Below are 25,071 nucleotides of genomic sequence, written 5' to 3'. Positions count from 1 at the left end.
AGAGGAGAAAACCAGACCAAGAGGAAGACGATGTCGAATACCTCGTATGACACCTACCGCGAGAACGTAGCCGGCCGCGCCGACGTGGAAGACACGCCCGAGCTGGTCGCCTACTACAAGGAGCTCGATGCGCTCAAGACCGGCGCGCTCTGGACGGTGGCTAACAAGATCGAACCGTGGCAACCGAAGTCCGAATCGGTGCCGGTGCTATGGCGCTACCGCGACCTTCGGGATCACGTGCTGCGTTCGGTCGACCTGGTAACGCCGGAGAAGGCCGGCCGTCGCGTGATCTACCTGAACAACCCGGGCCGCCAGGACGTTTCGGCAGCGGTGGGCTGGCTCTACTCGGGCCTGCAGGTGATGCATCCCGGCGAAGCCGCGTCTGCGCATGCGCACTCGTCGTCGGCGCTGCGCTTCATCATGGAAGGCAGCGGCGCCTACACCATCGTCGACGGCCACAAGATGACGCTGAACGCCAACGACTTCGTGCTCACGCCCAACGGCACCTGGCACGAGCATGGCGTGGCGGCCGAAGGCACCACCTGTATCTGGCAGGACGGCCTGGATATTCCGCTGGTCAACGCCATGGAAGCCGGCTTCTATGCCGTGCACCCGGACCTGCAGCAGGCCGTGACACACCCGGTCGATGACATGCCGGCGATCTGGGGCGGCAAGGGCCTGCGCCCGCATGAAGGCAACTGGACCAAGCCGTATTCGCCGCTCTACAAGTACGAATGGGCGCCGACCTACGAGGCGCTGGTGCGCCACAGCAAGGTCACCGATGGCAGCCCTTACGACGGCGTGCTGATGCACTACGTCAATCCGGTCACCGGCGGCCCGGTGATGCCGACCATCGGCGCCAGCATGCAGCTGCTGCGTCCGGGCGAAGCCACCAAGGCCCACCGCCACACCGGCAGCTTTATCTACCAGGTCGCCAAGGGCAGTGGCTACTCGGTCATCAACGGCCAGCGCTTCGACTGGACCGAGCGCGACATCTTCTGCGTGCCGTCGTGGGCCTTCCATGAGCACGCGAACGCGTCGGCCAGCGATGACGCCGTGCTGTTCTGCTTCAACGACCTGCCGGTGATGCATTCGCTTGGCCTGTATCGCGAGCAGGCGCTGGCAGAGAACGGCGGGCATCAGGCGATTATTTCCTGACGGTTTTCTCCCCTCTCCCATGCAATGGGAGAGGGGAGAAAACCGTCCAACTTATGCAGCCGCAAGCACGCGGCATTTACGGAGTCATCAAACCATGCGTCTCGTAACCTATCGCGCTGAAGTCGCTGCCGCCGCCCGCCTGGGCGCCATCGTCGACGGCAATGTCGTTGACCTCGCCCGCTTCGGCGCCGCCGTCGGCGTGGACATTCCCTCCACCATGCTCGAATTCATCGACCTGGGCCCCGAGGCAGTCCGCTCGACCAGCGCGCTGCTGAACGAATGTCGCGGCAAGCTCCCGTTCGGCGTGGCCGTGCCGGCTTCCAACGTGAAGCTGCTGGCGCCGATCCCGCGTCCGCGCAAGAACATCTGGGGCATCGGCCTGAACTACGTCGAGCACGTCGCCGAATCCAGCCGCAGCCTGGACACCTCGAAGGAGCTGCCGAAGGAGCCGGTGATTTTCTCCAAGCCCCCCACCACCGTGATCGGCCCGGGCGACGCCATCGAGCACAACAAGGAAATCACCCAGCAGATGGACTGGGAAGTCGAGCTGGCCGTCATCATCGGCACGCGCGGCAAGGGCGTGAAGGAAGCCGACGCACTCAACTACGTGTTCGGCTACAGCGTGATGATCGACATCTCGGCGCGCGACTGCCGCCGCGCCGGCCAGTGGATCTATTCCAAGGGCCAGGACACCTATGCCCCGTTCGGCCCGGTCATCGTCACCGCCGATGAAATCCCCGACCCGCACACGCTGGACCTGTCGCTGACCGTCAACGGCGTGACCAAGCAGAGCTCCAACACCCGCCACATGCTGTTCAAGGTGCCCGCACTGATCGCCGACATCAGCAAGGGCATGGCACTGGAACCCGGCGACGTCATCGCCACCGGCACGCCGGACGGCGTGGGCGCGGGCCGCACCCCGCAGGAGTGGCTGTGGCCGGGCGACACCGTGGTGGCCACGGTGGAAGGCATCGGCGAGCTGCGCCACCCGGTGGTGGCCGTCTAAACCCCGTCGTCCCCGCGCAAGCGGGGATGACCGCTGCAAGCGAGGCACACACATGCTCAACCTGCCCAAGTTCAAGGCCGCGGCCGTACAGGCCGCCCCCGTCTTCCTCGATGCCGATGCCACGGTCGACAAGGTCTGCCGGCTGATCAGGGAAGCCGCCGACAACGGCGCCAGCCTGGTCGCCTTCCCCGAGGTATTCGTGGCCGGCTACCCCTACTGGAGCTGGCTGACCAACCCGGTCGACGCCAGCCCCTGGTTCGAGCGGCTGGTCAAGGCTTCCATCGAGATCCCCGGCCCCGAGATCCGCAAGATCGCGCAGGCGGCGCAGGCCAACCACATCAACGTGATCGTCGGCGTCAACGAACGCAGCCGCACCGGCGTCGGCACCCTCTTCAATACGCTGGTGACCATCAGCCACGAAGGCCGCATCCTGGGCCGCCACCGCAAGCTGGTGCCGACCTGGGCCGAGAAGCTGACCTGGGCCAACGGCGACGCCTCGGCGCTGCGCGTGCACCAGACCAGCGTCGGCCCGCTCGGCTCGCTGGCCTGCGGCGAGAACACCAACACGCTGGCGCGCTTTTCGCTGCTGTCGCAGGGGGAGCTGATGCACGTGGCCAGCTACATCGCGCTGCCGGTGGCCCCGGCCGACTACGACATGGCCGAGGCCATCAAGGTGCGCGCCGCCGCTCACTGCTTCGAGGGCAAGGTGTTCACCGCGGTCTCATGCTCGACGGTGTCGGAGGAAATCATCGAGGCCATGAGCCCGCTGAATCCCAAGGCACGCGAACTGCTGTCGCGCCGCAACAGCGCCTTCTCCGGCTTCCTGGGGCCGGACGGCCGCGTCATCGGCGAGCCGCTGATCGACGCGGAAGGCATCGTCTACGCCGACATCGACCTGTCGCGCTGCATCCAGCCGCGCCAGATGCACGACATCACCGGCCACTACAACCGCTTCGACATCTTCGACCTGCGCGTCGACCGCCGGCCGCTGCAGCCCGCCCAGTTCCTGGACGGCGCCAGCCAGGCCTTCGACCTCGCTGCCGAGGAAGCGGAACTCAACGCATTCGACCTTTCCGAGAGCAAGTAAATGTCTTTCCTGCTGACGCCCCAGAAGCCGCTGCGCATCGGGCAGATCGTGCCGTCTTCCAATACCACCATGGAGACGGAAATCCCCGCCATGTTCCGCGAGCGCGAGAAGGACTTCGCCGAGCGCTTCACCTTCCACTCCAGCCGCATGCGCATGAAGAAGGTGGTGAAGGAAGAGCTGGAAGCCATGGACCGCGATAGCGACCGCTGCGCCATAGAACTGTCCGACGCGCGCGTGGATGTGCTGGGCTATGCCTGCCTGGTGGCCATCATGAGCATGGGCAAGGGCTATCACCGCGTCTCCGAGGCGCGCCTGACGCAGCGCACCGTCGACAACGGCAACCCCGCGCCGGTGGTGACCAGCGCCGGCGCGCTGGTGGACGGCCTGCACGCCATGGGCGCGAAGCGCGTCTCGGTGGTGTGCCCGTATATGAAGCCGCTGACGAAGATGGTGGTCGAGTACATCGAGAGCGAAGGCATCGAGGTCAAGGACTACGCCGCGCTGGAGATCCCCGACAACCTGCAGGTCGCCGCGCAGGACCCGGCCAACCTGCTGGAGATCTACAAGCGCATCGACACCACCGGTGTCGACGCCATCGTGCTGTCGGCCTGCGTGCAGATGCAGTCGCTGCCGTCGATCCAGAAGGTGCAGGACGAGTCGGGCATTCCGACCGTCTCGGCCGCCGTGGCCACCACCTGGCAGATGCTGCGCAAGCTGAACCTGCGCACCGAGGTCGCCGGTTGCGGCGAGCTGCTGAGCGGCAAGTACTGAGCGCCATCCAACGCTTCCGTCGTCCCTGCCCGTGCGGGGACGACGTCGCGCATATGCACATGGACGACATTCACTTCTACGAGCCCACGCGTGGCCACGGGCTGCGGCACGATCCGCTGGCCGCCATTGTCGGTCCGCGCCCGATCGGCTGGATTTCGACGGTTGACAAGGCCGGGCGCGCCAACCTGGCTCCCTACGCATTCTTCAACGTCTTCAACTACACGCCGCCGGTGGTGGCGTTCTCCAGCGTCGGCTACAAGGACACCGTGCGCAACGTCGAGGACACCGGCGACTTTGTCTGGAACCTGGTGACGCGCCCGCTGGCCGAGCGCATGAACATGACCAGCGCCGGCGTGGCACCCGAGGTCGACGAATTCGGCCTGGCGGGCCTGACGCCAACGCCGTCGCGCCTGGTGTCGGCGCCCCGCGTGCAGGAGAGCCCGGTATCGTTCGAGTGCCGCGCGACCAGGGTCATGCAACTGAACCAGGCCGACGGCGCCATGCTCCAGACATGGATGGTGCTGGGCGAGGTAGTCGGCGTGCATATCGACCGCGCCTTCCTGCCGGACGGGGTCTATGACACCGCCGCCGCACGTCCCATCCTGCGCGGTGGCGGCCCGGCCGACTACTACGAGGTCAGCAAATCGACGCTGTTCCAGATGCGCCGGCCGGCCTGAGGCGCGAAGCCGGGCTCAGTTCTGGTCTCAGTTGGCCGGGCGGTGCAGGTCGATCAGCAGCTTCAGCGTGGTGCGCAGTTCGTCGGCCTTTTTCTTGCCGAGCGGCGCCAGCACGTGGTCTTCATGAGCCCGGGCCTGTGCGATCAGGCTGGAGGTCAGCTTCTGCCCGCGCGGCGTGATGCGTACCAGCGTGATGCGCCGGTCGGTCTCGTGGGGGATGCGCTTGACGTAGCCCTGCGCCTCCATGCGGTCGAGGAGGCGCGTCACGGTGGGCTGCTTGGTCACCGAGATTTGCGCCAGTTCCCCGATGCTGATTGGCTTGCCGCCGGACAGCGTGGACAGGACGCGCCAGTCCGAAATGGTGAAACCGTTGGCCTGCACGATCACGTGGAATTCCCCCGAAATCAGCTGACTGGCCTGGGCCAGCAGGGCCGGGGTGTAGTTGTCGACGAAATCGTCGTCGGCGGTGTCGATGGGCTGGTTCATGCGGTCCGGTGGCGGGAAGCGGCCTCGTCGGCCGCGCGGGCAGAACATACCACGGCGGGAGCGTTCGTCCACGGCAAGGCAGCCCGGCAGGGTGGCGCCCTTCTTGCTGCCCGCAGGAACTTTAAGTATAAAGCAACTGATTGCGCAGGCTTCTCTCGCTGCGCAGGCGAGCCAGACACGCTGCAATCCTCCAGGAGCGAGACGATGCAGACCGCCCCCCAGTCACCCGCCGAGCTACCGTCTTCCCCGGCGAGTGATGACAACTGCTCGCCGCAAGCCATGCTGGCGAACTACCCCTCTTTCCGCTCCGAGGATGTAGAGGAGGCCCAGGGCAAGATCGCTGCGGTCTTTTGCCCGCATGAACTGCGCGTGGTCGGCGCGCTGCAGCAGTTGCACGTCCAGCACAACCTGGTGCGGCTGCATGAGACTGCCATCAACTTCCTTGCCTATGGCGCCCACGTAGAAATCGACCCTGGCTGCCTGGGGCACTTCTATCTCGCCCAGATCCCGGTAGCGGGGCATGCGGAAATCCAGTGTGGACCGCAGCAGATACTCTCTGACGTCCGCACGGCCAGCCTGCTGAGTCCCAATACTCCGACCCGGATGCACTGGCACGAGGATTGTGCGCAAGTCTTGCTGTGGATCCAGAAGGAAGCGATCGAGCACCGCTTCGCCTTGCTGACCGGGCGCGATCCCGGCGGTCCTCTTTCATTCGATCCGGCGCTGCCCCAGCACGCAGGGCTTTCAAGTCCATGGAGCCAGGCCGTGCTCGACCTTGCCAGGAATATCGACCAGCACGGCACCCACTGGCTCCAGTTCCCGGCCGCGGTGGCGTCGATGGAGGACTACCTGTTGCGGACGCTGCTGCTGCTTCAGCCGCACTCCTACACCTATCTCCTGGCGCGCAGCGCCGAACCCGCCAGGCCGCGTCATATGCAGCGGGTGATCGATTATGTCCGCGCCAATGCCGACACACCGCTGACCGTCGCCGACCTTGCGCAAGTCGCCTGTGTGAGCATCCGGGCGCTGGAGGAAGGCTTTCGCCGCCATCTCAATACGACGCCGGTCGCATACCTGCGGGACGTCAGGCTGGACTGCGTGCGACAGGCGTTGATTGCCGCCGCCGGAGCTGAGCAGGCCTCCATCACGGATATTGCATATCGCTTTGGCTTTACGCATCTCGGCCGGTTTGCGGCTTACTACAAGAAGCGCTTCGGCGTGTCTCCGTCGGCGACCCTGCGCCGGGCGGCAACAGAGCGGCATTCCCCTTCCTCGTAGTCGTTGATACATCAAATTCAGCCCCGCGCTCGCGGATGAATCGATACCTTCACGCCCAGCCAGCCGGCAAGGCTACCGCCCCGCTCTCTCCTGACGCCACCGCCCCCCTTTTCCCGGCCCGCCAGCAACGGCTCGTTATCTGGATATCGGACGGCGGATTGTGGATAGCAGCGTCATCACCGCTACACCAAACTACGTTGCACATGGCTACGTGCGAGCCAACACAACAAGTGGAGACGGACATGCAAGGAATCGAAGGCAAGACAGCGATCGTGACCGGCGGCGCGACGATGATTGGCGAGGCGGTGGTCTCGGCCCTGGTCTCGGCAGGCGCCAACGTCGTTGTCGTCGACATCGACCAGCAAGGCGGCCGCAATGTGGCTGAGCGCCATCCGGGGCGCTGCCGCTATATCGCCGTGGACGTGACCAGCGATGCCGACATCGCTGCCTGTATCGGCGACACGGTCGATGCCTTCCGCGGCATCGACCTGCTCGTCAACTGCGCCTGCACCTATGTGGACAACGGCGCCGATTCCACACGCGAGCAATGGCTTGAGTCCTACAACGTCAATGTCGTCGGCGCGGCGATGATGCTGAAGGCATGCGTGCCGGAGATGAAAAAGCGCGGCGGCGGAGCGGTCGTCAACTTTGCCTCGATCTCCGCGGGCGTGGCGCAGTCGGGGCGCTGGCTGTACCCGATTACCAAGGCGGCGATGCAGCAGTTCACCCGCGGCGCCGCGCTTGACCTTGCCCCCGACAACATCCGTGTGAACTCGGTCTCGCCAGGATGGACGTGGTCGTCGGTCATCAGCGCGCTCAGCGGCGGCGACAAGGCAAAGGCCGACAGCGTTGCCGCCGACTTCCACCCGCTCGGACGTCTCGGCAAGCCTGAGGAAGTTGCGCAAGTGGTGCTCTTTCTCCTGTCCGATGCGTCGGCCTTCGTCACCGGTACCGACTACGCCTGCGACGGCGGCTATGGCGCCCTGGGCCCGGAGGGCCGGCAGGCAGCCATCCACCGGCTCACGGCATAACGCTGTCCGCCAAACCCTCGCGCAGGCAACCAGGTTGGCGCCAGCCCTGCGCCAAACACGCACAAGACCCCCCACTGGAGAGACGCATGACAACCCATCCCATTGCCAGGATCACGCCGCGCAAGATTGCCATTGTTGGCGCAGGCCAGGCCGGCCTGTTGCTCGGATGCGCCTTGCTGGATCAAGGCTACGAGGTCACGCTGGTGACCAACCGCACGGCGGAGGAAGTCTGGAGCGGCAAGGTCATGTCCTCGCAGTGCATCTTCGACCAGTCCCTGCAGATCGAGCGCAACTGGAGCATGAATCAATGGGAAGCGCTTTGCCCCACGGTGGACGGCATCGGCCTCACCATCCCTACGCCAGATGGCAAAGGCGAGATGGCCATCCATTGGCGCGCCCGCCTGAATGCCTATGCGCAGTCGGTGGACCAGCGCGTCAAGATGCCCGGCTGGATGGCGGAGTTCGAACGTCGCGGCGGCACCTTGCGGATCGAGAACGTCGAGATCGCCGAGCTTGAAACGTTGGCCGAAAGCCATGACCTGGTCCTGCTGGCAGGCGGGAAGGGGGAGATCGTCAACCTGCTGACCCGCAACGATGCGCGCTCTCCCGTGCGCCAACCGCAGCGCCAGCTGGCACTGGCCTACGTGACCGGCATGCAGCGCAGCGGCCCCTTTGAGTGCGTCAATTTCAACCTGATTCCCGGCGTCGGCGAGTACTTCGTGTTTCCGGCCCTGACCACCAAGGGCAGCAGCGAAACACAGGCCTGCGACATCATGGTCTTCGAAGCCATTCCGGGCGGCCCGATGGACCGCTGGGCCGACGTCAGGTCCGCCGACCAGCATCTGGAGGTCTGCCTGGGCATTCTGCGCGACTACCTTCCCTGGGAAAGCGAGCGCTGCGCCGGCGTACAGCTCACTGATGCCAACGGGATCCTGAGCGGGCGCGTCACGCCGACCGTGCGCAATCCCAGCCTTACGCTGCCCTCCGGCCGGCTGGTGATGGGTCTCGGCGACGCCGTCATGGTCAACGATCCGATCACGGGCCAGGGCTCGAACAACGCTACCAAGGGCGCCCTTCACTATTTCGAAGCCATCCTGCGCCATGGCGACCAGCCCTTCGACAAGGCATGGATGCAGAAGACCTTCGACGGCCTTTACGAAGGCTACGCCGAGCCGGTCATCCGCTGGACCAACTCCCTGCTGTTCCCGCCGCCCGACCACATCGTCAAGCTCCTGGCCACTGCGCAGCACGCACCGCGCATCGCCCAGCGCATCGCCAACGGCTTCAACGATCCACGCGACTACGGCAGCTACTGGTTCAACGAGGAAGCCACCGAGGCCTGGATCGCGCAAGAGTCGCAGTCCCGGGCTGCCTGAGACAGCACCACAGCCACACGAAAACAAGCCGCCTGCTCGCCTCATCGCTGGTGAAGCAGGCCACAGGAGACAACCATGACCGACGTTCGCGATTTTCGGAATGCCCTCGGCCGTTTTGCCACGGGCGTAACCATCGTCACCACCCGCACCCTCGACGGAGAGCCGTGGGGCGTGACCGTCAATAGTTTCAGCTCGGTATCGCTGGAGCCTCGCCTGGTGCTGTGGAGCCTCGCCAAGAAGTCCTACAGCCTCGAGGCATTCCAGACGGCCGGCAGTTTCGTGATTCACGTCCTGGCAGCCGACCAGGAGCACGTCTCCAACCGCTTTGCACGCGGCGCGGACGGCAAGTTCGCTGGTGTCCCGTGCACGGACGGCATCGACGGCTCTCCCGTCCTGCCAGGATGCGCGGCGGTGTTCCAATGCCGGAACACGCACCAGTACGACGGCGGCGACCACGTCATCTTCATTGGCGAGGTCCAGCATTACGACACGTCGGACCGCGAAGCCCTGCTCTTCTACAAAGGCGGCTATGCCCGGGCCGCGAATGACCTGAGCGATCTCGCCGACCTGATCCGCGGCGAATACGCTGCCGCGACCTGATTCCGCTACTGCCGGCGGCCAGACGCCGATGGCATATGCATGCCAGCGTCTGGCCCCCCTCTCATCCTTGCCCCCGGGATATTCCATGAATACGTATGACGCCGTCATTGTCGGCAGTGGTATCAATTCGCTCGTCTGTGCCGCCGTCCTCGCCAGGCGCGGCAAGCGCGTCTGCGTGCTGGAACGGAACAGCACCCTGGGCGGATGCATTCGCACCGAGGCCTTGAACGCCCCCGGCTATCTGCACGATACGTTGTCGACGGCGCACCCGTTGTTTGTCACCTCGCCCGGCTACGCCGAACTGAAGGACGATCTCCATCACGCAGGACTCAGCTATGGCAACAACGACACGCCCACCGGCGTCTTGTTGCCCGACAACCGTTCGCTGATCCTGAGTACCTCCCGCGACCGCAATGTCAGCGCCTTCAATGCCCTGGCAAACGGCGACGGCGATGCGTATCTGGCCGCGATGCAGGAGGTCGAGCAGAATGCCGGCCTGGTGTTCTCGCTCCTCGGCAACAAACTGTGGAGTGCCGGCGTCGCAAAGACCGTGGCCGGCCGTCTGTGGAAGCAGGGCGTGCACGACACGGTTGCCTTCTTCTCCCCTGCCCTGATGAGTTGCCGGAGCTGGCTGGAGACCCGGGTCAGGTCCGACCTGGTCCGGGCGCTGCTGGCACCCTGGGTCTTGCATACCGGCCTGGGCCCTGAGAGCGCGATGTCGGCCCTGATGGGGAAAGTGGTCGCGTTCACGCTGGAGGCGGTGGGGCTGCCGATCGTCCAGGGCGGCAACGCCCGCACCGTCGATGCATTCCGCCGGATCGTCGAGAGCCGGGGCGGCGCTTTCCATGTCAATGCCGACGTCGAGGACATCCTGGTCGAAGGCGGCTCGGCGCGTGGCGTGCGGACGCGGGACGATCGCGTATTCATGGGCAAGGAGATCGTCTGCAACGTCACGCCCGGCCAGCTCTACGGCAAGCTGCTCGCCCCCGCGCACGTCCCGCCGGGCCTGCGCCAGCAGGCTGCGGAGTACCGCTATGGCAAGGGCAATATGCAGATCCACCTGGCGCTGTCCGCCCCACCGGACTGGCCCCAGGACCATCTCAGGGATGTCATCTACCTGCACCTTAGCTCGGGCCTGGACGGCGTCTCCAGGGCTGTCAGCGAAGCAGAGCGAGGGCTGCTTCCGGCCGAAGGCACGATCTGCGTTGCCCAGCCGTGCGCGGTCGATCCATCCCGCAGCCCGGCCGGTGGCTGGGTGCTCTGGATCCAGGTCCCCGAGTGCCCGCGGCAGGTCAAGGGCGATGCCCTGGGAGAGATTGCGGTGCCCGCGGACGGTCGCTGGACGCCGGAACTCAGGGAACGCTACGCCGACCGCATCATCGACCGCATTGCGCGCCAGGTTCCCAACCTGAAGGCGAGCATCGTCGGGCGGACTGTCCTGTCGCCGGCAGACCTCGAAGCGATGAACATCAATCTCGTCGGCGGCGATCCCTATTCCGGCGAATGCAGCATCGATCAGTTCATGTTCTGGCGGCCGGTCCCGGGCGTCAAGGATCACGCGACCCCGGTCAGGCATCTCCACCATATCGGCGCGTCTACCCATCCGGGGCCGGGTCTCGGCGGCACGTCCGGATACCACGTCGCCAATGCGCTCGCCAGGAAGCGGGCGACATCCATCTCAAGGAAAAATCACCTGACGGGAGACAACCATGAGTGAGCCACGGCCTCGCACGGTTGCAGCGCATTAAAAGAACCGGTTTGGCGGCCACAAACTATGGTTCAAGGTAGTCACGGTCTTCTGACGAAAATGGGCCCACGCTCGTCGCGGTGCCCGAGGCGCGGGAGGTGAAGCATGGCTACCATTCACCGCCGGGTGTTCCCCGCCCCCCTGGAACTCCGGGTGCGAGATGTCACGCTTTCTGCGAGCGACGATTTCCAGGCCCAGCGGGACAAGCTCGCGCGCATCATGCTGGACGCGATGTACCAGTTCGTGGGACTGCTGGATGTGCACGGAACGATGCTCGAGATCAACCGTGCCGCGCTCGAGGCGATTGGCATACGGATGGACGACATTCGGGGGAAGCCGTTCTGGGAGGCCCGCTGGTGGGTTGTCTCGCCCGAGACCCAGGCGTTGCTGCGAGAAATGATCCAGCGCGCCAGCCAGGGCGAATTTGTCCGTTGCGACTTCGAAAACTACGTCCAGGCCGAGGGCGAGGAGACGATCATTGTCGACTTCTCGCTGCTGCCGATCCGGGATGCGAACGGGAACGTTGTATTCCTGCTCCCGGAAGGCCGCAATATCACCGAGAAGAAGCGCGCCGAGGCCGCGCTGGCGCGGAAGAACGAGGAACTGCAGGCAAGCTGGGAATTGATCCGCCGCCAGCACGACGAGCTCCGGAGCCTCTATGACAGGCTTCTGGCCGAGCAGGAATTGTCGGAGCGGCTGCTGCTCAATCTGCTGCCCTGCTCGATCGCTGAACGGCTCAAAGCGCGTCCTGACCTGATCGCCAGCGGCGATCCGGAACTCATCGCCGACAGCTTTCCGGACGTGACGGTCCTGTTCGCGGACATCGTGGCCTTCACGCGGTTTTCAGCGGGCATGAGCCCCGAGCAGCTGGTTGCCGTCCTCAATGAGATCTTCACCGAGTTCGACACCATTGCCGACCATCGCGGCCTCGAGAAGATCAAGACCATCGGCGACGCCTACATGGCAGCCGCGGGGCTGCCGGAGCCGGCGCCTGATCACGCGGTGCGGGCAGCGCAGATGGCACTGGACATGACAGAAGCGTTCATGCACTTCAACCAGCGCACCGGCTTTAACCTGCAGATGCGCATTGGCATCAATAGCGGGCCAGTGGTCGCCGGAGTCATCGGCAAGCGCAAGTTCATCTACGACTTGTGGGGTGCGGCGGTCAACATCGCCAGCCGGATGGAATCCCACGGCGTGGCCGGACGGGTGCAGGTCACCGACGCGACCAGGCAGCTGCTGGGCAAGTCGTTCCTGTTCGAAGAGCGCGGCGCAATCGAGGCGAAAGGAATCGGCACGCTGCATACGTGGTTCCTGACGGGCCGCAACCCCGCCTGCCAGGCTGGCGCGATGGCCAGGTAAGGAGTAAGGCGAAAAGAAAGAAAGCCCTCGCGCTGGAGGGCTTCCTTGCTGTCGATTCGCGCTGAACCGTCGGTCAGCCAGCGAAATTCTTGCCGGCGAAGTCCCAGTTCACGACGTTCCAGAATGCTTCGACGTATTTCGGACGGGCATTGCGGTAGTCGATGTAGTAGGCGTGTTCCCACACGTCGCAGGTCAGCAGCGCCTTGGCGTCGGTGGTCAGCGGGGTGGCGGCGTTGGAGGTCGAGACCAGGTCCAGCGAACCGTCGGTCTTCTTGACCAGCCAGGCCCAGCCCGAACCGAAGGTGCCCACGGCGGTCTTGGTGAACTCTTCCTTGAACTTGTCGAACGAGCCCCACTTGGCGTTGATGGCGTCAGCCAGCGCGCCGGTCGGCTGGCCGCCGCCGTTCGGCTTCATCGAGTCCCAGTAGAAGGTGTGGTTCCACACCTGGGCAGCGTTGTTGAAGATGCCGCCCGACGACTTCTTGACGATTTCCTCGAGGGTCGAGTTCTCGAACTCGGTGCCCTTGATCAGGTTGTTCAGGTTGGTGACGTAGGTCTGGTGGTGCTTGTCATGATGGAACTCCAGCGTCTCCTTGGAGATGTGCGGAGCCAGGGCATCATGCGCGTACGGGAGCGGGGGGAGCTTGTGTTCCATTGTTCTGTCTCTGTGGGTTGGGGTTGTGGGGTCCGGAATTGCCGATTGTAGGGGACTTGCCACACCCGCGCAAACCGCGGGGCAATGCCCCCAAGTCCGATGTTAGTTTGTCCGGGCGGGGGTTTCCGGGGGATTTCCCGCAGGTCTCGCAAGCGATTCCTGGCGCGGCCGCGGCACCGTCGCAACGCTTCAGAAATCCGCCAGCTTGGCCTGCACGCCGGCGATCGCCAGGTCGGCCACGCCCTCGGCCAGGTGGGCTTCGACCACGCTGCCCGGGCGGATCTCGGTGGGCGAGCGCAGTGCGCGCCCGCGCTGGTCGAGCAGCACCGCGTAGCCGCGTTCGAGCGTGCGCTGCGGCGCCAGCAGTTCGAGCGCGCCGGCGGCGCGCGCCAGGCGCTGGCCGGCACGCTCCTGCTGGCGCACGGCGGCGTTCTGCAGGCGCTGCCACAGCCGTGCCACATGGGCGTGTTCGGCGGCGGTGTCGGGACGGCATGCGTTCCAGCGCATCGCCAGCAGTTGTTGGCGATGGCGCTGCGACACCACGGTGTCGCGCAATGCCGACCGCAAGTGTCGGGCCAGATTGTCCACGCGCGCGCGCCGCTCCTGCAGCTGCGCCTGCGGGCTGCGCAGCCGGCGCGCGAGCCAGTCCAGGTGCTGGGCGCGCAGGTCCAGGCCGCGCCGCATGCATTGCGCCAGGGCGTCGCGGGCGCGGTTGGCCTGCGCCAGCAGGTGGGCGCGGTCGGGGCTGACCAGTTCGGCCGCGCCGGTGGGCGTGGGCGCGCGCACGTCGGCAACGAAGTCGGCAATGGTGAAGTCGGTTTCGTGGCCCACGCCGGAAATGACGGGCAGCGCGCAGCGCGCGATCGCGTGCGCCACCACCTCTTCATTGAACGACCACAGGTCTTCGATGCTGCCCCCGCCGCGGCACAGGATCAGCACGTCGCACTCGCGCCGCGCATCGGCGGCGTCGATCATGTCGGCGATCTTCTGCGCCGCGCCCGCACCCTGTACCGGCACCGGGTAGACCACCACCGGCACGTGTGGCGCGCGCCGGCGCAGCGTAGTCAGCACGTCGCGCAGCGCGGCGGCCTGCAGCGACGTGACCACGCCGATGGTGCACGGATGCGCCGGCACCGGGCGCTTGCGCTCGGGCGCGAACAGCCCCGCCTGCGCCAGCTTTTCCTTGAGCCGCAGGAAGGCCTCGTACAGGTTGCCCAGGCCGGCGCGGCGCATCGCCTCCACGCCCAGCTGCAGTTCGCCACGCGCCTCGTACATGGTGACCACGGCGCGCACCTCCACCGCCTCGCCCTCGCGTGGCTGGAAGTCGACATGCTGGTTACGGCCGCGGAACATCACGCAGCGGATCTGTGCGCGCGCATCCTTCAGCGAGAAATACCAGTGCCCGCTGGCCGCGCGCGTGAAGTTGGAGATCTCGCCGCGCACCCACGCGAGCGGGAAGCTGCGTTCGAGCAACTTGGCGATTGTGTGGTTTAGCTCACCAACAGCGATAACGTCCCGGCCGCTGCGCAACGCGGTGGAGGAAGAGTCACGCGAAAAGTTCGACAGATCGGGCATGGTGCGGCGCTGGCAAGCGGCGTGAATGGGACATGTCCACAGCATAACTGGTCTGTCAAGGGGGTTGCGCTGATGCGCGCAGCCTGCCCCGGAAGCCGCATAGGCCCGTGCAACTCTTTGATTTTTATGTGGATTGTGTTCGCAATAAAAATTAGGCAATGTAACTGATTCTCTTATGCATCAATCACTTACAGAACCCCGGATGCGCTTGTTCACAAAGTTATCCACAGAAACTCTGGATAAAAAGGCTCGTATACCTCACTTTTCGGCCGGAAAAAGCCGTTAGACGTTTCGGCATCACTCGCAAAGCGGCGCTCTCTGCGCGTAGAGCATGTCCTCAGCTTTGTCTCATGCCCCCAAAGAGACGCCCGCCATACCTGCATATTTTGTAGGCAATAGGTCATCTGGCCATACAAATCAATGGGTTATCTCGCTTCTCCCGACATTGTCCACAGGGCATCCACAACGCTCTCCCTGCGGATTGTGGAAAAACCCGTGTTTACCCAAGCCAGGCCTCAGGCCGGGCCCGCGCCACTCCGCCACGCCCTTCTGCCTGTTTTTTAAGCAGCGGTCACTCGCGTCTTTGAAATCAACGACTTAGGCACTTTCTCAGATAGCTTTCCACAAGCCCTCCACAGTACTGTCCCGCTCCTGTGTGGACACCCGCAGCGCGACTGTGCGCCGACGCACAGACCAGGCCTTCGCGGGTGGGGAAAGCGGATACGGCGGGAGTGCGCAATACGCCGCCGTGCCCATGGCAGGTGTTTGCACAAGATTTAAGCACTCCTCGCATAGGCCTTTCGGATCAAGGGGTTAGCACGCTTGTCAGGCAGCTGTCCACAATCGATCCACAACACTGTCCCGCCGCGCTGTGGAAAGACGGCGCCGCAACCCCGCGCGGCGATGCGCGCCCGAGACACCGGCGCACGCCGTCGCTTGCCGCGCGACAGGGCGCAGGTTAGAGTGGCGCCTGATTTTTCAGAGCAATGCCGGAGCGCGCGCCGCGCTAGCGTGCCAGCTGCGCATCAAGGCATGCCGACCAGGTGGTTGGGGTTTTGTTATTGCTTGTCGATCCCGGGGGTCCAATTGTTTTCCATCATTCAAGCGGCTGGCTGGCCGATCTGGCCGCTGTTGCTCGCCTCGGTCATCGCGCTGGCGCTGATCGTCGAACGTTTCCTTACCCTCAAGCGCAGCAAGGTGCTGCCCGCCCGCCTCTATGAAGAGGCCCTGGCCGCCGCGCAGCAACGCCGCGCCACGCCGGAAGTGGTCAATACGCTGGAGCAGAACTCGCCGCTGGGCCGCGTGCTGGCCGCCGGCCTGCGCCACGTGGTGCTGCAGCCGCATACCTCGCGCGATGCCGCCAAGGACGTGGTCGAGGAAGCCGGCCGCGCGGTCGCGCATGAACTGGAGCGCTACCTGAACGCGCTCGGCACGATTGCCTCGGTGGCGCCGCTGATGGGGCTGCTGGGCACGGTGATTGGCATGATCGAGATCTTCGGCAGCCAGGGCGGCACCGGCGCCAGCCCGGAACAGCTGGCGCACGGCATCTCGGTGGCGCTGTACAACACCGCCTTCGGCCTGATCGTGGCGATCCCGGCGCTGATCTTCTGGCGCTACTTCCGCCGCCGCGTGGACGACTACGTGGCCGAGCTGGAATTCCGCGCCACCGCGTTCCTGGACGCGATCCTGCCGCAGCGGCGCGCCTGATCCCGGAACGCCATCGCCATGCATTTCCGTTCCCGCCAGCGGCGCGAAGAGCCTGAGATCAACCTGATCCCGCTGATCGACGTGCTGCTCGTGATCCTGATCTTCCTGATGATCACGACCACGTACTCGCGCTATACCGAGCTGCAGATCCAGCTGCCCACCGCCGACGCCGAGCGCGCCCAGCAGCGGCCGCGGGAGATCGTGGTGTCGGTGTCGGCGCGCGGCGTGTACTCGGTCAACAAGCACGTGCTGGAGCAGAAGGACGTCACCAGCCTGGCGGACCAGCTGCGTGCGGCCTCCGGCGACGCCGGCAGCGGCCAGCCGCCGGTGGTGATCGTCAACGCCGATGCGCAGGCCTCGCACCAGGCCGTGGTCAACGTGATGGAGGCCGCGCGGCTGGCCGGGCTGTCGCGCCTGACCTTCGCCACGCAGAGCGCCCAGCCGCGCTGAGCGGCGTCCGCGTTGGAGCGCACGCGGCAGGCTGGCTTGCCGCATGCGCTGCGCAGTGCCCATAATGGTTGAGCCTCCGCGAGCCCGGGGGCGAGATCCCCAGCGCACTACAATCCCATCCCAACCACGACTCACCGCCCGCCGCATCCATGCCCGTTCCCCGCCACGCCCTTGCCGACTTCGTCACCGCCCAGTGGCAGCGCCGCGGCTGGTTCGCGTGGGTGATGCTGCCGTTTTCGCTGTTGTTCGGGCTGGTGGCGCGTGTGCGCCGCCATGGCTACCAGCGCGGCTGGTTCAAGTCGACGCGGATGCCGATGCCGGTGGTGGTGGTCGGCAACGTGACCGTGGGTGGCACCGGCAAGACGCCGGCGGTGATCGCGCTGGCGCAGGCGCTGACCGAAGCCGGGCTGCGGCCGGGCGTGGTATCGCGCGGCTACGGCGTCGAGCTCAGGCACCCGCGCCGCGTCAAGCCGACCTCGCAGGCCAGCGACGTGGGCGACGAGCCGCTGCTGATCGCGCGCGCCGCCGACGTGCCGGTGTGGGTCTTCCCCGACCGCGCGCTGTGCGCGCAGACCATGCTGGTCTCACACCCCGGCGTCAACGTGCTGCTGCTCGACGACGGGCTGCAGCACTACAAGCTGCAGCGCGACTTTGAAATCGTGATGTTCGACTCGCGCATGGGCGGCAATGGCCTGATGCTGCCGGCGGGCCCGCTGCGCGAACCGCTGACGCGCCCGCGCGACGCCACGCTGATCAACGACCCCAACTTCCGCGCCACGCCGGACCGCCCCGGTGTCTATGGCATGCGGCTGGAACTGGACGACGCCTGGCAGCTGAACGACCCGACCATGGCGCGCCCGGTCAGCGCCTTTGCCGGCCGCCGCGTGCTGGCCGCGGCAGGTATCGGCAATCCCGAACGCTTCTTCGCCAGCCTGCGCGCCGCGGGGCTGTCGCCGAAGACGCTGCCGCTGCCCGACCACTATGACTTTGTCGTCGACCCGTTCGCCGACCACCCCGACGCGCTCGATGCCGACGTGATCCTGATCACCGAGAAGGATGCCGTAAAATGCGAGCGCTTCGACGACCCGCGCATCTGGGTCGTGCCCACCAGGCCCGTGATCGACGCGGGCCTGATCGACAAAATCCGCAGCGCCGTGCTGGCGCAAGTCAAACCCGCGCCGGCCGCTGCGGCCGCCACGCCCGGCGCCGCCGGACGCAACGAGGAACACCGAGATGGACAACCGGCTGCTTGAAATCCTGGTCTGCCCGCTGTGCAAGGGCAAGCTGGAATACGACCGCGCCGCGCAGGAACTGATCTGCCACGCCGACAAGCTGGCATACCCGATCCGCGACGGCATCCCCGTGATGCTGGCCGACGAGGCACGCCAGTCAGTCCCCGGCCGCGTGGTCAATCCCGAGCCCGACGCCCCTGCCGGCAACTGAGCGGGGGCGCCATGACTGTCCCGGCGTTTACCGTCGTCATTCCCGCGCGGCTGGCTTCGACCAGGCTGCCTGACAAGCCGCTGGCCGATATCGGCGGGCGTCCGATGATCGTGCGCGTGGCCGAGCGCGCGCATGCGTCGTCGGCGCAGCGCACCGTGGTCGCGACCGACGCGCCGGCGGTCGCGCAGGCCTGTGCCGCGCACGGCGTCGAAGCCGTGCTGACGCGCGCCGACCACCCTTCCGGCACCGACCGCCTGGCCGAAGTGGCCGCGCAGCTGGGCCTGGCAGACGACGTCATCGTCGTCAACGTGCAGGGCGACGAGCCCCTGATCGAGCCGGCGCTGATCGACGAGGTGGCGCTGCACCTGGCGCACCACGCCGACTGCGCCATCGCCACCGCTGCGCACCCGCTGCACGAGATCGCCGAGGTCTTCAATCCCAACGTGGTCAAGGTGGTGTGCGACGCCGCCGGCCGCGCGCTGTATTTCTCGCGCGCGCCGATCCCGTGGGCGCGCGATGCCTGGTCGGGCGTGCCGGCCGTGCCCGCCTCGATGGCACAGGTGCCGCTGCCGGCCATGCCGGTGCTGCGCCATATCGGGCTGTACGCCTACCGCGCGGGCTTCCTGCGCCGCTTCCCGACGCTGGCGGCGGCGCCGCTGGAGCAGGTCGAGGCGCTGGAGCAGCTGCGCGCCATGTGGCATGGCGAGCGCATTGCCGTGCTCGAAACCAATGCGGCGCCCGCGCCGGGTGTCGACACCCAGGCCGACCTGGAGCGCGTGCGCGTGTTGTGGGCACAGTCGATGGCGCAGGAAGGGCCCTGACGGCCAGGCCCATGCGACACCCGAAAGACGCCTGCCCGCTCAGGTTCATACTGCTGCAACCTGAACAGGGGGGCGGATTTCGGGCCGATTTCGCGCCGCCTCATGGCATAATGCTTGCCGATACAGAGCCGCCCGGCAGGCGCGAAGCAACGCGCCGCCTGGCCAAGGCTCGGTGGGGAGATAAAGATAGAGCCCGTCCGGTGCGCCGCGCCGCCATCCCCCTGGCAGCCGCCGCCGGCCGTATGCGTGAGGCATGCGTGAGCAATGCCCGCGTTGAACGCAGTCAGAACGCATCAGGACAGCAGTAAGTCTTGCGTCAAGTTACGGCGTTACCCTCCTTCTAGATCTCCCGCCACACCAGATTCAAAACTCTGAGGACCCGTAAATGCGTTTGATCCTGTTGGGCGCGCCTGGCGCCGGCAAAGGCACGCAAGCCAAGTTCATCTGCGAGAAGTTCGGCATTCCGCAAATCTCCACCGGCGACATGCTGCGCGCCGCGGTGAAGGCCGGCACGCCCCTGGGCGTGGAGGCCAAGAAGGTCATGGACGCGGGCGGACTGGTGTCGGATGACATCATTATCGGCCTGGTGAAAGACCGGCTTAAGGAAGACGACTGCAAGAACGGCTACCTGTTCGACGGCTTCCCGCGCACGATTCCCCAAGCCGAGGCGATGAAGGAAGCGGGCGTGGCGATCGATTACGTGCTGGAGATCGATGTGCCGTTCGACGCCATCATCGAGCGCATGAGCGGTCGTCGCGTGCACGTGGCGTCGGGCCGTACCTACCACGTCAAGTACAACCCGCCCAAGGCGGAAGGCGTGGACGACGAGACCGGCGAGCCGCTGATCCAGCGCGACGACGACAAGGAAGAGACCGTCAAGAAGCGCCTGGACGTGTACTCGCAACAAACCCGGCCGCTGGTCGATTACTACTCGGACTGGGCGGCCAAGGGTGACCCGTCGGCAAAGGTTTCGCCGCCGAAGTATCGGAAGATCGCCGGGCTGGGCAATGTGGATGAGATTACCGCGCGGGTATTTGAGGCGTTGAAGTAATCATCTCGCCTTCTCGCGACGTGGAAAGCGGCCTTCGGGCCGCTTTTTGTTTTTGATCCCCTTACCCGTTCCCCTTGCACATCCGCTGTCACTCCGTAAAATACGGTCGATCGAATTGACGTTTACGTAAACGGCAACAAAAACCACCTGACACCGAGGAGACAAGCAATGCAGATCCAGGGCAACGTATTCATCGTCACCGGCGGCGCCTCCGGGCTCGGCGCGGGCACCGCGCGCATGCTGGCCGAAGCCGGCGGCAAGGTCGTGATCGCCGACCTGAACGAGTCGGTCGGCCAGGCGCTGGCCGCCGAACTGGGCGGACAGTTCATGCGCTGCGATGTCACCTCGGAGGCCGATGGCCAGGCCGTGGTTGCGGCTGCCCAGGCGCTGGGCCGGCTGTCGGGCATCGTCAACTGCGCCGGCATCGCCACGGCCAACAAGACCGTCGGCAAGAACGGCCCGCATCCGCTCGATGCCTTCGACAAGACCATCCGCATCAACCTGATCGGCACCTTCAACATGATCCGGCTGGCGGCCGCGGCGATGGTGCAGAACACGCCCGACGGCGAGGGCGAGCGCGGCGTGATCATCAATACCGCGTCGGTGGCGGCCTTCGACGGCCAGATCGGGCAGGCGGCCTATGCCGCGTCCAAGGGCGGCGTGGTGGCGATGACGCTGGCGATCGCGCGCGACCTGTCGCGCGACGGCGTGCGCTGCATGACGATTGCACCGGGCATCTTCGAGACGCCGATGCTGCTGGGCATGCCGCAGGAGGTGCAGGACGCGCTCGGCAATATGGTGCCGTTCCCGCCGCGCCTTGGCCGCCCGGCGGAGTATGCCAAGCTGGCCCGCTCGATCATCGAGAACACCATGCTCAACGGCGAAGTGATTCGCCTGGACGGCGCGATCCGGATGCAGCCCAAGTAATTGCCAGGCGCTGCCCGCTCAGCCGGGCAGCAGCATCACCAGCATCAGGCCCGGCGCCGCCGCCGGCACCAGCGTCAACTGCTCGAACTGCAGCGCGCCCAGCACCGGATGGCGAAAGCCGCGACGGCCGCCCTCGCGGTCTTCCACGTCCTGCGACAGCCAGGCATCGCGGAAGGCCGCGCTCTCTTCCATCAGTCCATCGATCAATGCGCGCGTCGGCGCCTCGTCGGCGTGACGGATGCTGTGCGCGCGGAATTCGGCCACCAGGCGCGCGGCGCGGTGGGGCCAGTCTTCCACCAGCACCTGCAGCGCCGGCGACAGGAACATGGCGCGCAGCAGGTTGCGCTCGTTGCCGGCGGCGTCGAGCCAGCCGGTGAACAGGCGCGCGGCGGCGTCGTTCCAGGCCAGCGCGGTCCATTGGCGGTCGAGCAGGTAGGATGGCCCCGCCACCGCGTGCACGCTGGCCAGGACCGTGGGCGGCACGGTCTCGTCGGCGGCCTGCTGTGGATCGCGCCTGCCGGCCAGTTCGAACAGGTAGGCGCGCTCGGCCCGCGACAGGCGCAGCGCCGCGGCCAGGCTGGCCAGCGCGCGGGCCGACAGCGAGACCGGCCGGCCCTGCTCCAGCCAGGTCACCCAGGTCGTGCTCAAGCCCGCCAGCTGCGCCACCTCCTCGCGGCGCAGCCCTGGCGTGCGGCGGCGGCGTCCGGGTGCGAGGCCGACGTCGGCCGGCACCAGCCGTTCGCGGTGCGCGCGCAGGAAGGCGCCGAGCACGGCTTCGCGCGAAGATGGCGATGCGGGCAAGGAATCGGAGAGATCGGCAGACAGAGGCATGGCAGGCTGGTGGCGGTTATACCAGGATAAATCGCTGACTTGTACCGGGAAAACAGCCCGCCTACAGTAGGCCGAACCCGCCTCGCGGGCAAGTCCCCACCCTTCAACCTCCCGACAAGAAGGCCTGACTTCCGGCCCAAGGAGCCAGCACCATGCAACAACAGCAACTCGTTGCCGCCCAGTTCGGCGCCACCGCCAGCGCCTACCTCACCAGCGCCGTCCATGCCCAGGGCGCGGACCTGCAGCAGCTGAAGGATGAACTGGCGGCACTGATCCCCGAGGCCAAACGCCCACGCAGCCGGGTGCTGGACCTGGGCTGTGGCGCCGGCCACGCCAGCTTTGCCGCGGCAGCGGTCGTGGGCGAAGTGACGGCTTACGATCTGTCGGCCGAGATGCTGGCCGTGGTCGACGCCGCGGCGCAAGCGCGCGGGCTGGCCAATGTGCGCACGCGCCAGGGCGCGGCGGAGCAGTTGCCGTTCGAGGATGCCAGCTTCTGCGCGGTGGTTTCGCGCATGAGCGCGCACCACTGGCGCGACGTGCCGGCGGCGCTGGCCGAGATCCGCCGCGTGCTGCGGCCGGGCGGCAAGGTGATACTGATCGATATCGCCGGTGCGCCAGACCCGTTGCGCGATACCTGGCTGCAGTCGGTCGAGTTGCTGCGCGATCCCTCGCACGTGCGCGACTACACGCCGGCTGGCTGGCACGCGATGTTCGAGGCGGCGGGCTTTGCTGCCGAGGGCATCAACGTGTCCGATATCTGGCGCATCGGCATCGAGTTCGACAGCTGGGTCAAGCGCATGCGCACCCCGCCGGTGGCGATCGAGGCGATCCGCCACCTGTGGCAGGTCGCGCCCGCCGAAGTGCGCGAGCACTATCGCGTACAGGCAGACGGCAGCTTCGAACTGGAAGCGGTGATGGTCACCGCGCGCTGAGGTTGATGGGGCCAGGTCAGGCCGCGGCGCCCATCGCGGGCGCCTCGGCGCGCACGGTCAGGCGCCGCACCAGCTCCCACACCGCCGCCGCGGCGGGCGACAGCGAACGATCCTCGCGCCGGACCATGACGATGCTGCGCTCCTCGCGCGGCACCAGCGGGCGCCACACCAGCGGCGACGCCGCCGGCAGCGGCAGCGCGAACGACGGCAGCACCGAGGCGCCGATGCCGGCCTCGACCATGCCGAACACGCTGGCCGAGTGGCCCAACTCCTGCACCACCTGCGGCACCACGCCGTGCCGTCCGAACACGCGGTCGATCAGCGGCCGGCTGCCGGACGCAAAGTCCAGCAGCACCAGTCGCATGCCGTCCAGGGCCGACCAGGGCACCGAGGCCGACTGCGCCAGCGGATGGTCGCGCCGGCAGACAAAGCAGAACGGGTCGGTCGCCACCGGTTCGACCACCAGCCCGTCGCGCACCAGCGGATCGATCACCACGCCGAAGTCCACCGCACCCGCGCGCACCTGTTCCAGGCCGTCGGCCTGCACGTTGTCGCGCACGGTCAGGCGGATTTCCGGGTATTGGGCGGCACAGGCGGCGACGTACATCGGCATCAGCCGGGCGGAGATGGTCGGCGCGCCGGCGATCACCACGCGGCCGCTATAGCGTTCTCCCAGCTGCCGCGTTTCTTCGAGCGTGTCGTCCAGCTGCCCCAGCAGCCGCTCCAGCGCGGGCGCCAGCGCGTGGCCGGCTTCGGTCAGCACCACTTCGCGCGTGGTCCGGTCCAGCAGGCGTACGCCAAGTGATTCCTCAAGCTCTGCGACGCCCCGACTCACCGCAGGCTGGGTCAGGCCGACTGTGTCGGCGGCCCGGCTGAACCCGCCGGTATTCGCCACTGCCAGGAAGACGCGCAACTGGCGCAGTGTGTAATTCATGCAACGGCCGGATAAATAGATTCTATAAATGAATTTGCATTCTAGACCCGGCTGGCGTCCAATACTAGGCAAAACCCTAACCCACCAGCAGTCATGTCTCGCATTGTCCGCAATCTCAAGAAACTCTTTGACCTGATCGACGGCTTCGTCCTCATCATGCTGACCGCCATCGCCATCGCGCTGGCGGCCCCTGAACTCGGCGCCGGCGACGGGCCGCTGCACCTGGGCGTGGTCACCAGCGTGGGCGTGGCGCTGGTCTTCTTCCTGCACGGCGCGGCGCTGTCGCGCGACAAGCTGGTGGCGGGCGCCAAGCACTGGCGCCTGCATGTGTTCGTGCAGGCCTTCACCTACGTGGTCTTCCCGATCGTCGGCGTGCTGCTGATGCTGTCGCTGCGCAACCAGCTGCCGGCCGACCTGCTGCTGGGCGTGTTCTTCCTGTGCGCGCTGCCGTCGACGGTGTCGTCGTCGGTGGCGATGACCTCGATGGCGCGCGGCAATGTGTCGGGCGCGATCTTCAACGCCACCATCTCGGGCCTGATCGGCATGCTGGTCACGCCGCTGCTGATGGGCCTGGTGATCAGCGCCAGCGGCGCGTCGATGCCGCTGGGCAAGGCGCTTACCGGCGTGGCGCTGCAGCTGCTGCTGCCGTTCGCGCTGGGCCAGCTGCTGCGTCCGCTGATCGGCAACTGGCTGGCGAAGAAGAAGCACATCACCACCAAGATCGACCGCGGCGTGATCGTGCTGATCGTCTATTCCTCGTTCTGCGACGCCACCGCGGAAGGCCTGTGGCACCAGTACCAGTGGCAGACCATCGGCGCGGTGATGCTGATCGCCGCGATCCTGCTGTTCGTGGTGCTGGGCATCACCACCCTCACCGCGCGCCGGCTCGGGTTCTCGGTCGAGGACGAGATCACCGCGGTGTTCTGCGGCTCCAAGAAGAGCCTGGCCAACGGCATCCCGATGGCCAAGATCCTGTTCGCCGGGCATCCCGCGCTGGGGCTGCTGGTGCTGCCGCTGATGGTCTACCACCAGTTGCAGCTGATCGTGTGTTCGGTGATGGCGTCGCGCTATGCCAACCGCGATGCGTTGCTGGAGGATCGCGCCGCGGCGCGGGCCTGAACCGCGCGGCGATAAAAAACCCGGGGCGTGCCCCGGGTTTTTTTCAT

Annotated in this window: 25 protein-coding genes; 20 read left to right on the top strand and 5 right to left on the bottom strand. The window is 66.4% G+C overall.

Going from position 1 to position 25,071, the window contains the following annotated elements:
* The first annotated feature begins 30 nt into the window (after nucleotides 1-30).
* The 5 genes from AC10V3_RS03065 to AC10V3_RS03045 all read left to right on the top strand — a co-directional run bounded on the left by AC10V3_RS03065 (nucleotide 31) and on the right by AC10V3_RS03045 (nucleotide 4,699).
* Nucleotides 31-1,158 carry a cupin domain-containing protein gene (locus AC10V3_RS03065; RefSeq protein WP_022533707.1) on the top strand — a complete coding sequence of 376 codons (1,128 nt, stop codon included), beginning with the start codon at nucleotides 31-33 and terminating at the stop codon, nucleotides 1,156-1,158.
* 94 nt (nucleotides 1,159-1,252) lie between these two features.
* Complete coding sequence (locus tag AC10V3_RS03060) at nucleotides 1,253-2,164, top strand: fumarylacetoacetate hydrolase family protein (protein WP_022533706.1); 912 nt, start codon at nucleotides 1,253-1,255, stop codon at nucleotides 2,162-2,164.
* A gap of 52 nt (nucleotides 2,165-2,216) precedes the next feature.
* Nucleotides 2,217-3,251 carry a carbon-nitrogen hydrolase family protein gene (locus AC10V3_RS03055; protein ID WP_349605600.1) on the top strand — a complete coding sequence of 345 codons (1,035 nt, stop codon included), beginning with the start codon at nucleotides 2,217-2,219 and terminating at the stop codon, nucleotides 3,249-3,251.
* Nucleotides 3,252-4,022 (top strand): maleate cis-trans isomerase family protein, encoded by a 771-nt coding sequence (locus AC10V3_RS03050; RefSeq protein WP_022533704.1) that lies wholly within the window; start codon nucleotides 3,252-3,254, stop codon nucleotides 4,020-4,022. It begins immediately after the preceding gene.
* 53 nt (nucleotides 4,023-4,075) lie between these two features.
* Nucleotides 4,076-4,699, top strand: a complete 624-nt coding sequence (locus AC10V3_RS03045; RefSeq protein ID WP_022533703.1) for a flavin reductase family protein — start codon at nucleotides 4,076-4,078, stop codon at nucleotides 4,697-4,699.
* Between the two features lie 27 nt (nucleotides 4,700-4,726).
* On the opposite strand, the gene AC10V3_RS03040 is transcribed toward AC10V3_RS03045, so the two are convergent.
* Nucleotides 4,727-5,185 (bottom strand): MarR family winged helix-turn-helix transcriptional regulator, encoded by a 459-nt coding sequence (locus AC10V3_RS03040; protein ID WP_022533702.1) that lies wholly within the window; start codon nucleotides 5,183-5,185, stop codon nucleotides 4,727-4,729.
* Nucleotides 5,186-5,389: 204 nt separating this feature from the next.
* On the opposite strand from AC10V3_RS03040, the gene AC10V3_RS03035 reads away from it, so the two are divergent.
* From AC10V3_RS03035 to AC10V3_RS03010, 6 genes are all read left to right on the top strand, one after another.
* Nucleotides 5,390-6,463, top strand: coding sequence for an AraC family transcriptional regulator (locus AC10V3_RS03035; protein ID WP_349605599.1), 1,074 nt, complete (start codon nucleotides 5,390-5,392; stop codon nucleotides 6,461-6,463).
* Between the two features lie 242 nt (nucleotides 6,464-6,705).
* The gene (locus AC10V3_RS03030; RefSeq protein ID WP_349605598.1) at nucleotides 6,706-7,494 is read left to right on the top strand and encodes an SDR family oxidoreductase; all 789 of its coding nucleotides are present in this window, start codon (nucleotides 6,706-6,708) and stop codon (nucleotides 7,492-7,494) included.
* Nucleotides 7,495-7,580: 86 nt separating this feature from the next.
* Nucleotides 7,581-8,870, top strand: a complete 1,290-nt coding sequence (locus tag AC10V3_RS03025; RefSeq protein ID WP_349605597.1) for a styrene monooxygenase/indole monooxygenase family protein — start codon at nucleotides 7,581-7,583, stop codon at nucleotides 8,868-8,870.
* A gap of 75 nt (nucleotides 8,871-8,945) precedes the next feature.
* Nucleotides 8,946-9,470, top strand: a complete 525-nt coding sequence (locus AC10V3_RS03020) for a flavin reductase family protein (RefSeq protein ID WP_022533698.1) — start codon at nucleotides 8,946-8,948, stop codon at nucleotides 9,468-9,470.
* Between the two features lie 85 nt (nucleotides 9,471-9,555).
* Entirely contained in the window at nucleotides 9,556-11,187 is a 1,632-nt protein-coding gene (locus AC10V3_RS03015) for a phytoene desaturase family protein (RefSeq protein ID WP_349605596.1), read from the top strand.
* 135 nt (nucleotides 11,188-11,322) lie between these two features.
* The gene (locus tag AC10V3_RS03010; protein WP_349605595.1) at nucleotides 11,323-12,579 is read left to right on the top strand and encodes an adenylate/guanylate cyclase domain-containing protein; all 1,257 of its coding nucleotides are present in this window, start codon (nucleotides 11,323-11,325) and stop codon (nucleotides 12,577-12,579) included.
* Nucleotides 12,580-12,652: 73 nt separating this feature from the next.
* Here AC10V3_RS03010 and sodB read toward each other — a convergent pair whose 3' ends face one another.
* Together sodB and xseA are read right to left on the bottom strand one after the other, a co-directional pair.
* Complete coding sequence (sodB, locus tag AC10V3_RS03005) at nucleotides 12,653-13,234, bottom strand: superoxide dismutase [Fe] (protein ID WP_013955690.1); 582 nt, start codon at nucleotides 13,232-13,234, stop codon at nucleotides 12,653-12,655.
* A 189-nt stretch (nucleotides 13,235-13,423) separates the two neighbouring features.
* Nucleotides 13,424-14,809 carry an exodeoxyribonuclease VII large subunit gene (xseA, locus tag AC10V3_RS03000; RefSeq protein ID WP_454751587.1) on the bottom strand — a complete coding sequence of 462 codons (1,386 nt, stop codon included), beginning with the start codon at nucleotides 14,807-14,809 and terminating at the stop codon, nucleotides 13,424-13,426.
* Nucleotides 14,810-15,895: 1,086 nt separating this feature from the next.
* Between xseA and AC10V3_RS02995 the strand changes: the two genes are divergently transcribed.
* From AC10V3_RS02995 to AC10V3_RS02965, 7 genes are all read left to right on the top strand, one after another.
* Nucleotides 15,896-16,516, top strand: a complete 621-nt coding sequence (locus AC10V3_RS02995) for a MotA/TolQ/ExbB proton channel family protein (RefSeq protein WP_041681241.1) — start codon at nucleotides 15,896-15,898, stop codon at nucleotides 16,514-16,516.
* 18 nt (nucleotides 16,517-16,534) lie between these two features.
* The gene (locus AC10V3_RS02990) at nucleotides 16,535-16,966 is read left to right on the top strand and encodes an ExbD/TolR family protein (RefSeq protein WP_349605593.1); all 432 of its coding nucleotides are present in this window, start codon (nucleotides 16,535-16,537) and stop codon (nucleotides 16,964-16,966) included.
* 149 nt (nucleotides 16,967-17,115) lie between these two features.
* Nucleotides 17,116-18,219: a tetraacyldisaccharide 4'-kinase gene (gene lpxK, locus AC10V3_RS02985; protein WP_022533692.1), complete on the top strand. Its 1,104-nt coding sequence runs from the start codon at nucleotides 17,116-17,118 to the stop codon at nucleotides 18,217-18,219.
* On the top strand, nucleotides 18,200-18,409 hold the full coding sequence (locus AC10V3_RS02980) for a Trm112 family protein (protein WP_022533691.1): 210 nt from the start codon (nucleotides 18,200-18,202) through the stop codon (nucleotides 18,407-18,409). Before lpxK ends, AC10V3_RS02980 begins: the two co-directional genes overlap by 20 nt.
* An 11-nt stretch (nucleotides 18,410-18,420) precedes the next feature.
* Nucleotides 18,421-19,230 carry a 3-deoxy-manno-octulosonate cytidylyltransferase gene (gene kdsB / locus AC10V3_RS02975; protein WP_349605592.1) on the top strand — a complete coding sequence of 270 codons (810 nt, stop codon included), beginning with the start codon at nucleotides 18,421-18,423 and terminating at the stop codon, nucleotides 19,228-19,230.
* A 385-nt stretch (nucleotides 19,231-19,615) separates the two neighbouring features.
* Complete coding sequence (adk, locus tag AC10V3_RS02970) at nucleotides 19,616-20,281, top strand: adenylate kinase (RefSeq protein ID WP_349605591.1); 666 nt, start codon at nucleotides 19,616-19,618, stop codon at nucleotides 20,279-20,281.
* Nucleotides 20,282-20,449: 168 nt separating this feature from the next.
* A complete protein-coding gene (locus tag AC10V3_RS02965) occupies nucleotides 20,450-21,208 on the top strand; it encodes a 3-hydroxyacyl-CoA dehydrogenase (protein WP_022533688.1) in 759 nt (252 codons plus the stop codon).
* 18 nt (nucleotides 21,209-21,226) lie between these two features.
* Here AC10V3_RS02965 and AC10V3_RS02960 read toward each other — a convergent pair whose 3' ends face one another.
* The gene (locus AC10V3_RS02960; protein ID WP_349605590.1) at nucleotides 21,227-22,039 is read right to left on the bottom strand and encodes an MmyB family transcriptional regulator; all 813 of its coding nucleotides are present in this window, start codon (nucleotides 22,037-22,039) and stop codon (nucleotides 21,227-21,229) included.
* Between the two features lie 152 nt (nucleotides 22,040-22,191).
* Here AC10V3_RS02960 and AC10V3_RS02955 point away from each other — a divergent pair, with 152 nt between their 5' ends.
* A complete protein-coding gene (locus AC10V3_RS02955) occupies nucleotides 22,192-22,971 on the top strand; it encodes a class I SAM-dependent methyltransferase (protein ID WP_349605588.1) in 780 nt (259 codons plus the stop codon).
* 16 nt (nucleotides 22,972-22,987) lie between these two features.
* Here the strand turns inward: AC10V3_RS02955 and AC10V3_RS02950 are convergent, their stop codons facing one another.
* Complete coding sequence (locus AC10V3_RS02950) at nucleotides 22,988-23,905, bottom strand: LysR family transcriptional regulator (RefSeq protein ID WP_022533685.1); 918 nt, start codon at nucleotides 23,903-23,905, stop codon at nucleotides 22,988-22,990.
* A 93-nt stretch (nucleotides 23,906-23,998) separates the two neighbouring features.
* Here AC10V3_RS02950 and AC10V3_RS02945 point away from each other — a divergent pair, with 93 nt between their 5' ends.
* Entirely contained in the window at nucleotides 23,999-25,024 is a 1,026-nt protein-coding gene (locus AC10V3_RS02945; RefSeq protein ID WP_349605586.1) for a bile acid:sodium symporter family protein, read from the top strand.
* The last annotated feature ends 47 nt before the right edge of the window (nucleotides 25,025-25,071 follow it).

The sequence above is a fragment of the Cupriavidus sp. PB-02 genome, assembly GCF_058252315.1.
The sequence above is the reverse complement of the archived record's forward strand: the minus strand, read 5'-3'. Positions and strand labels throughout refer to the sequence as shown.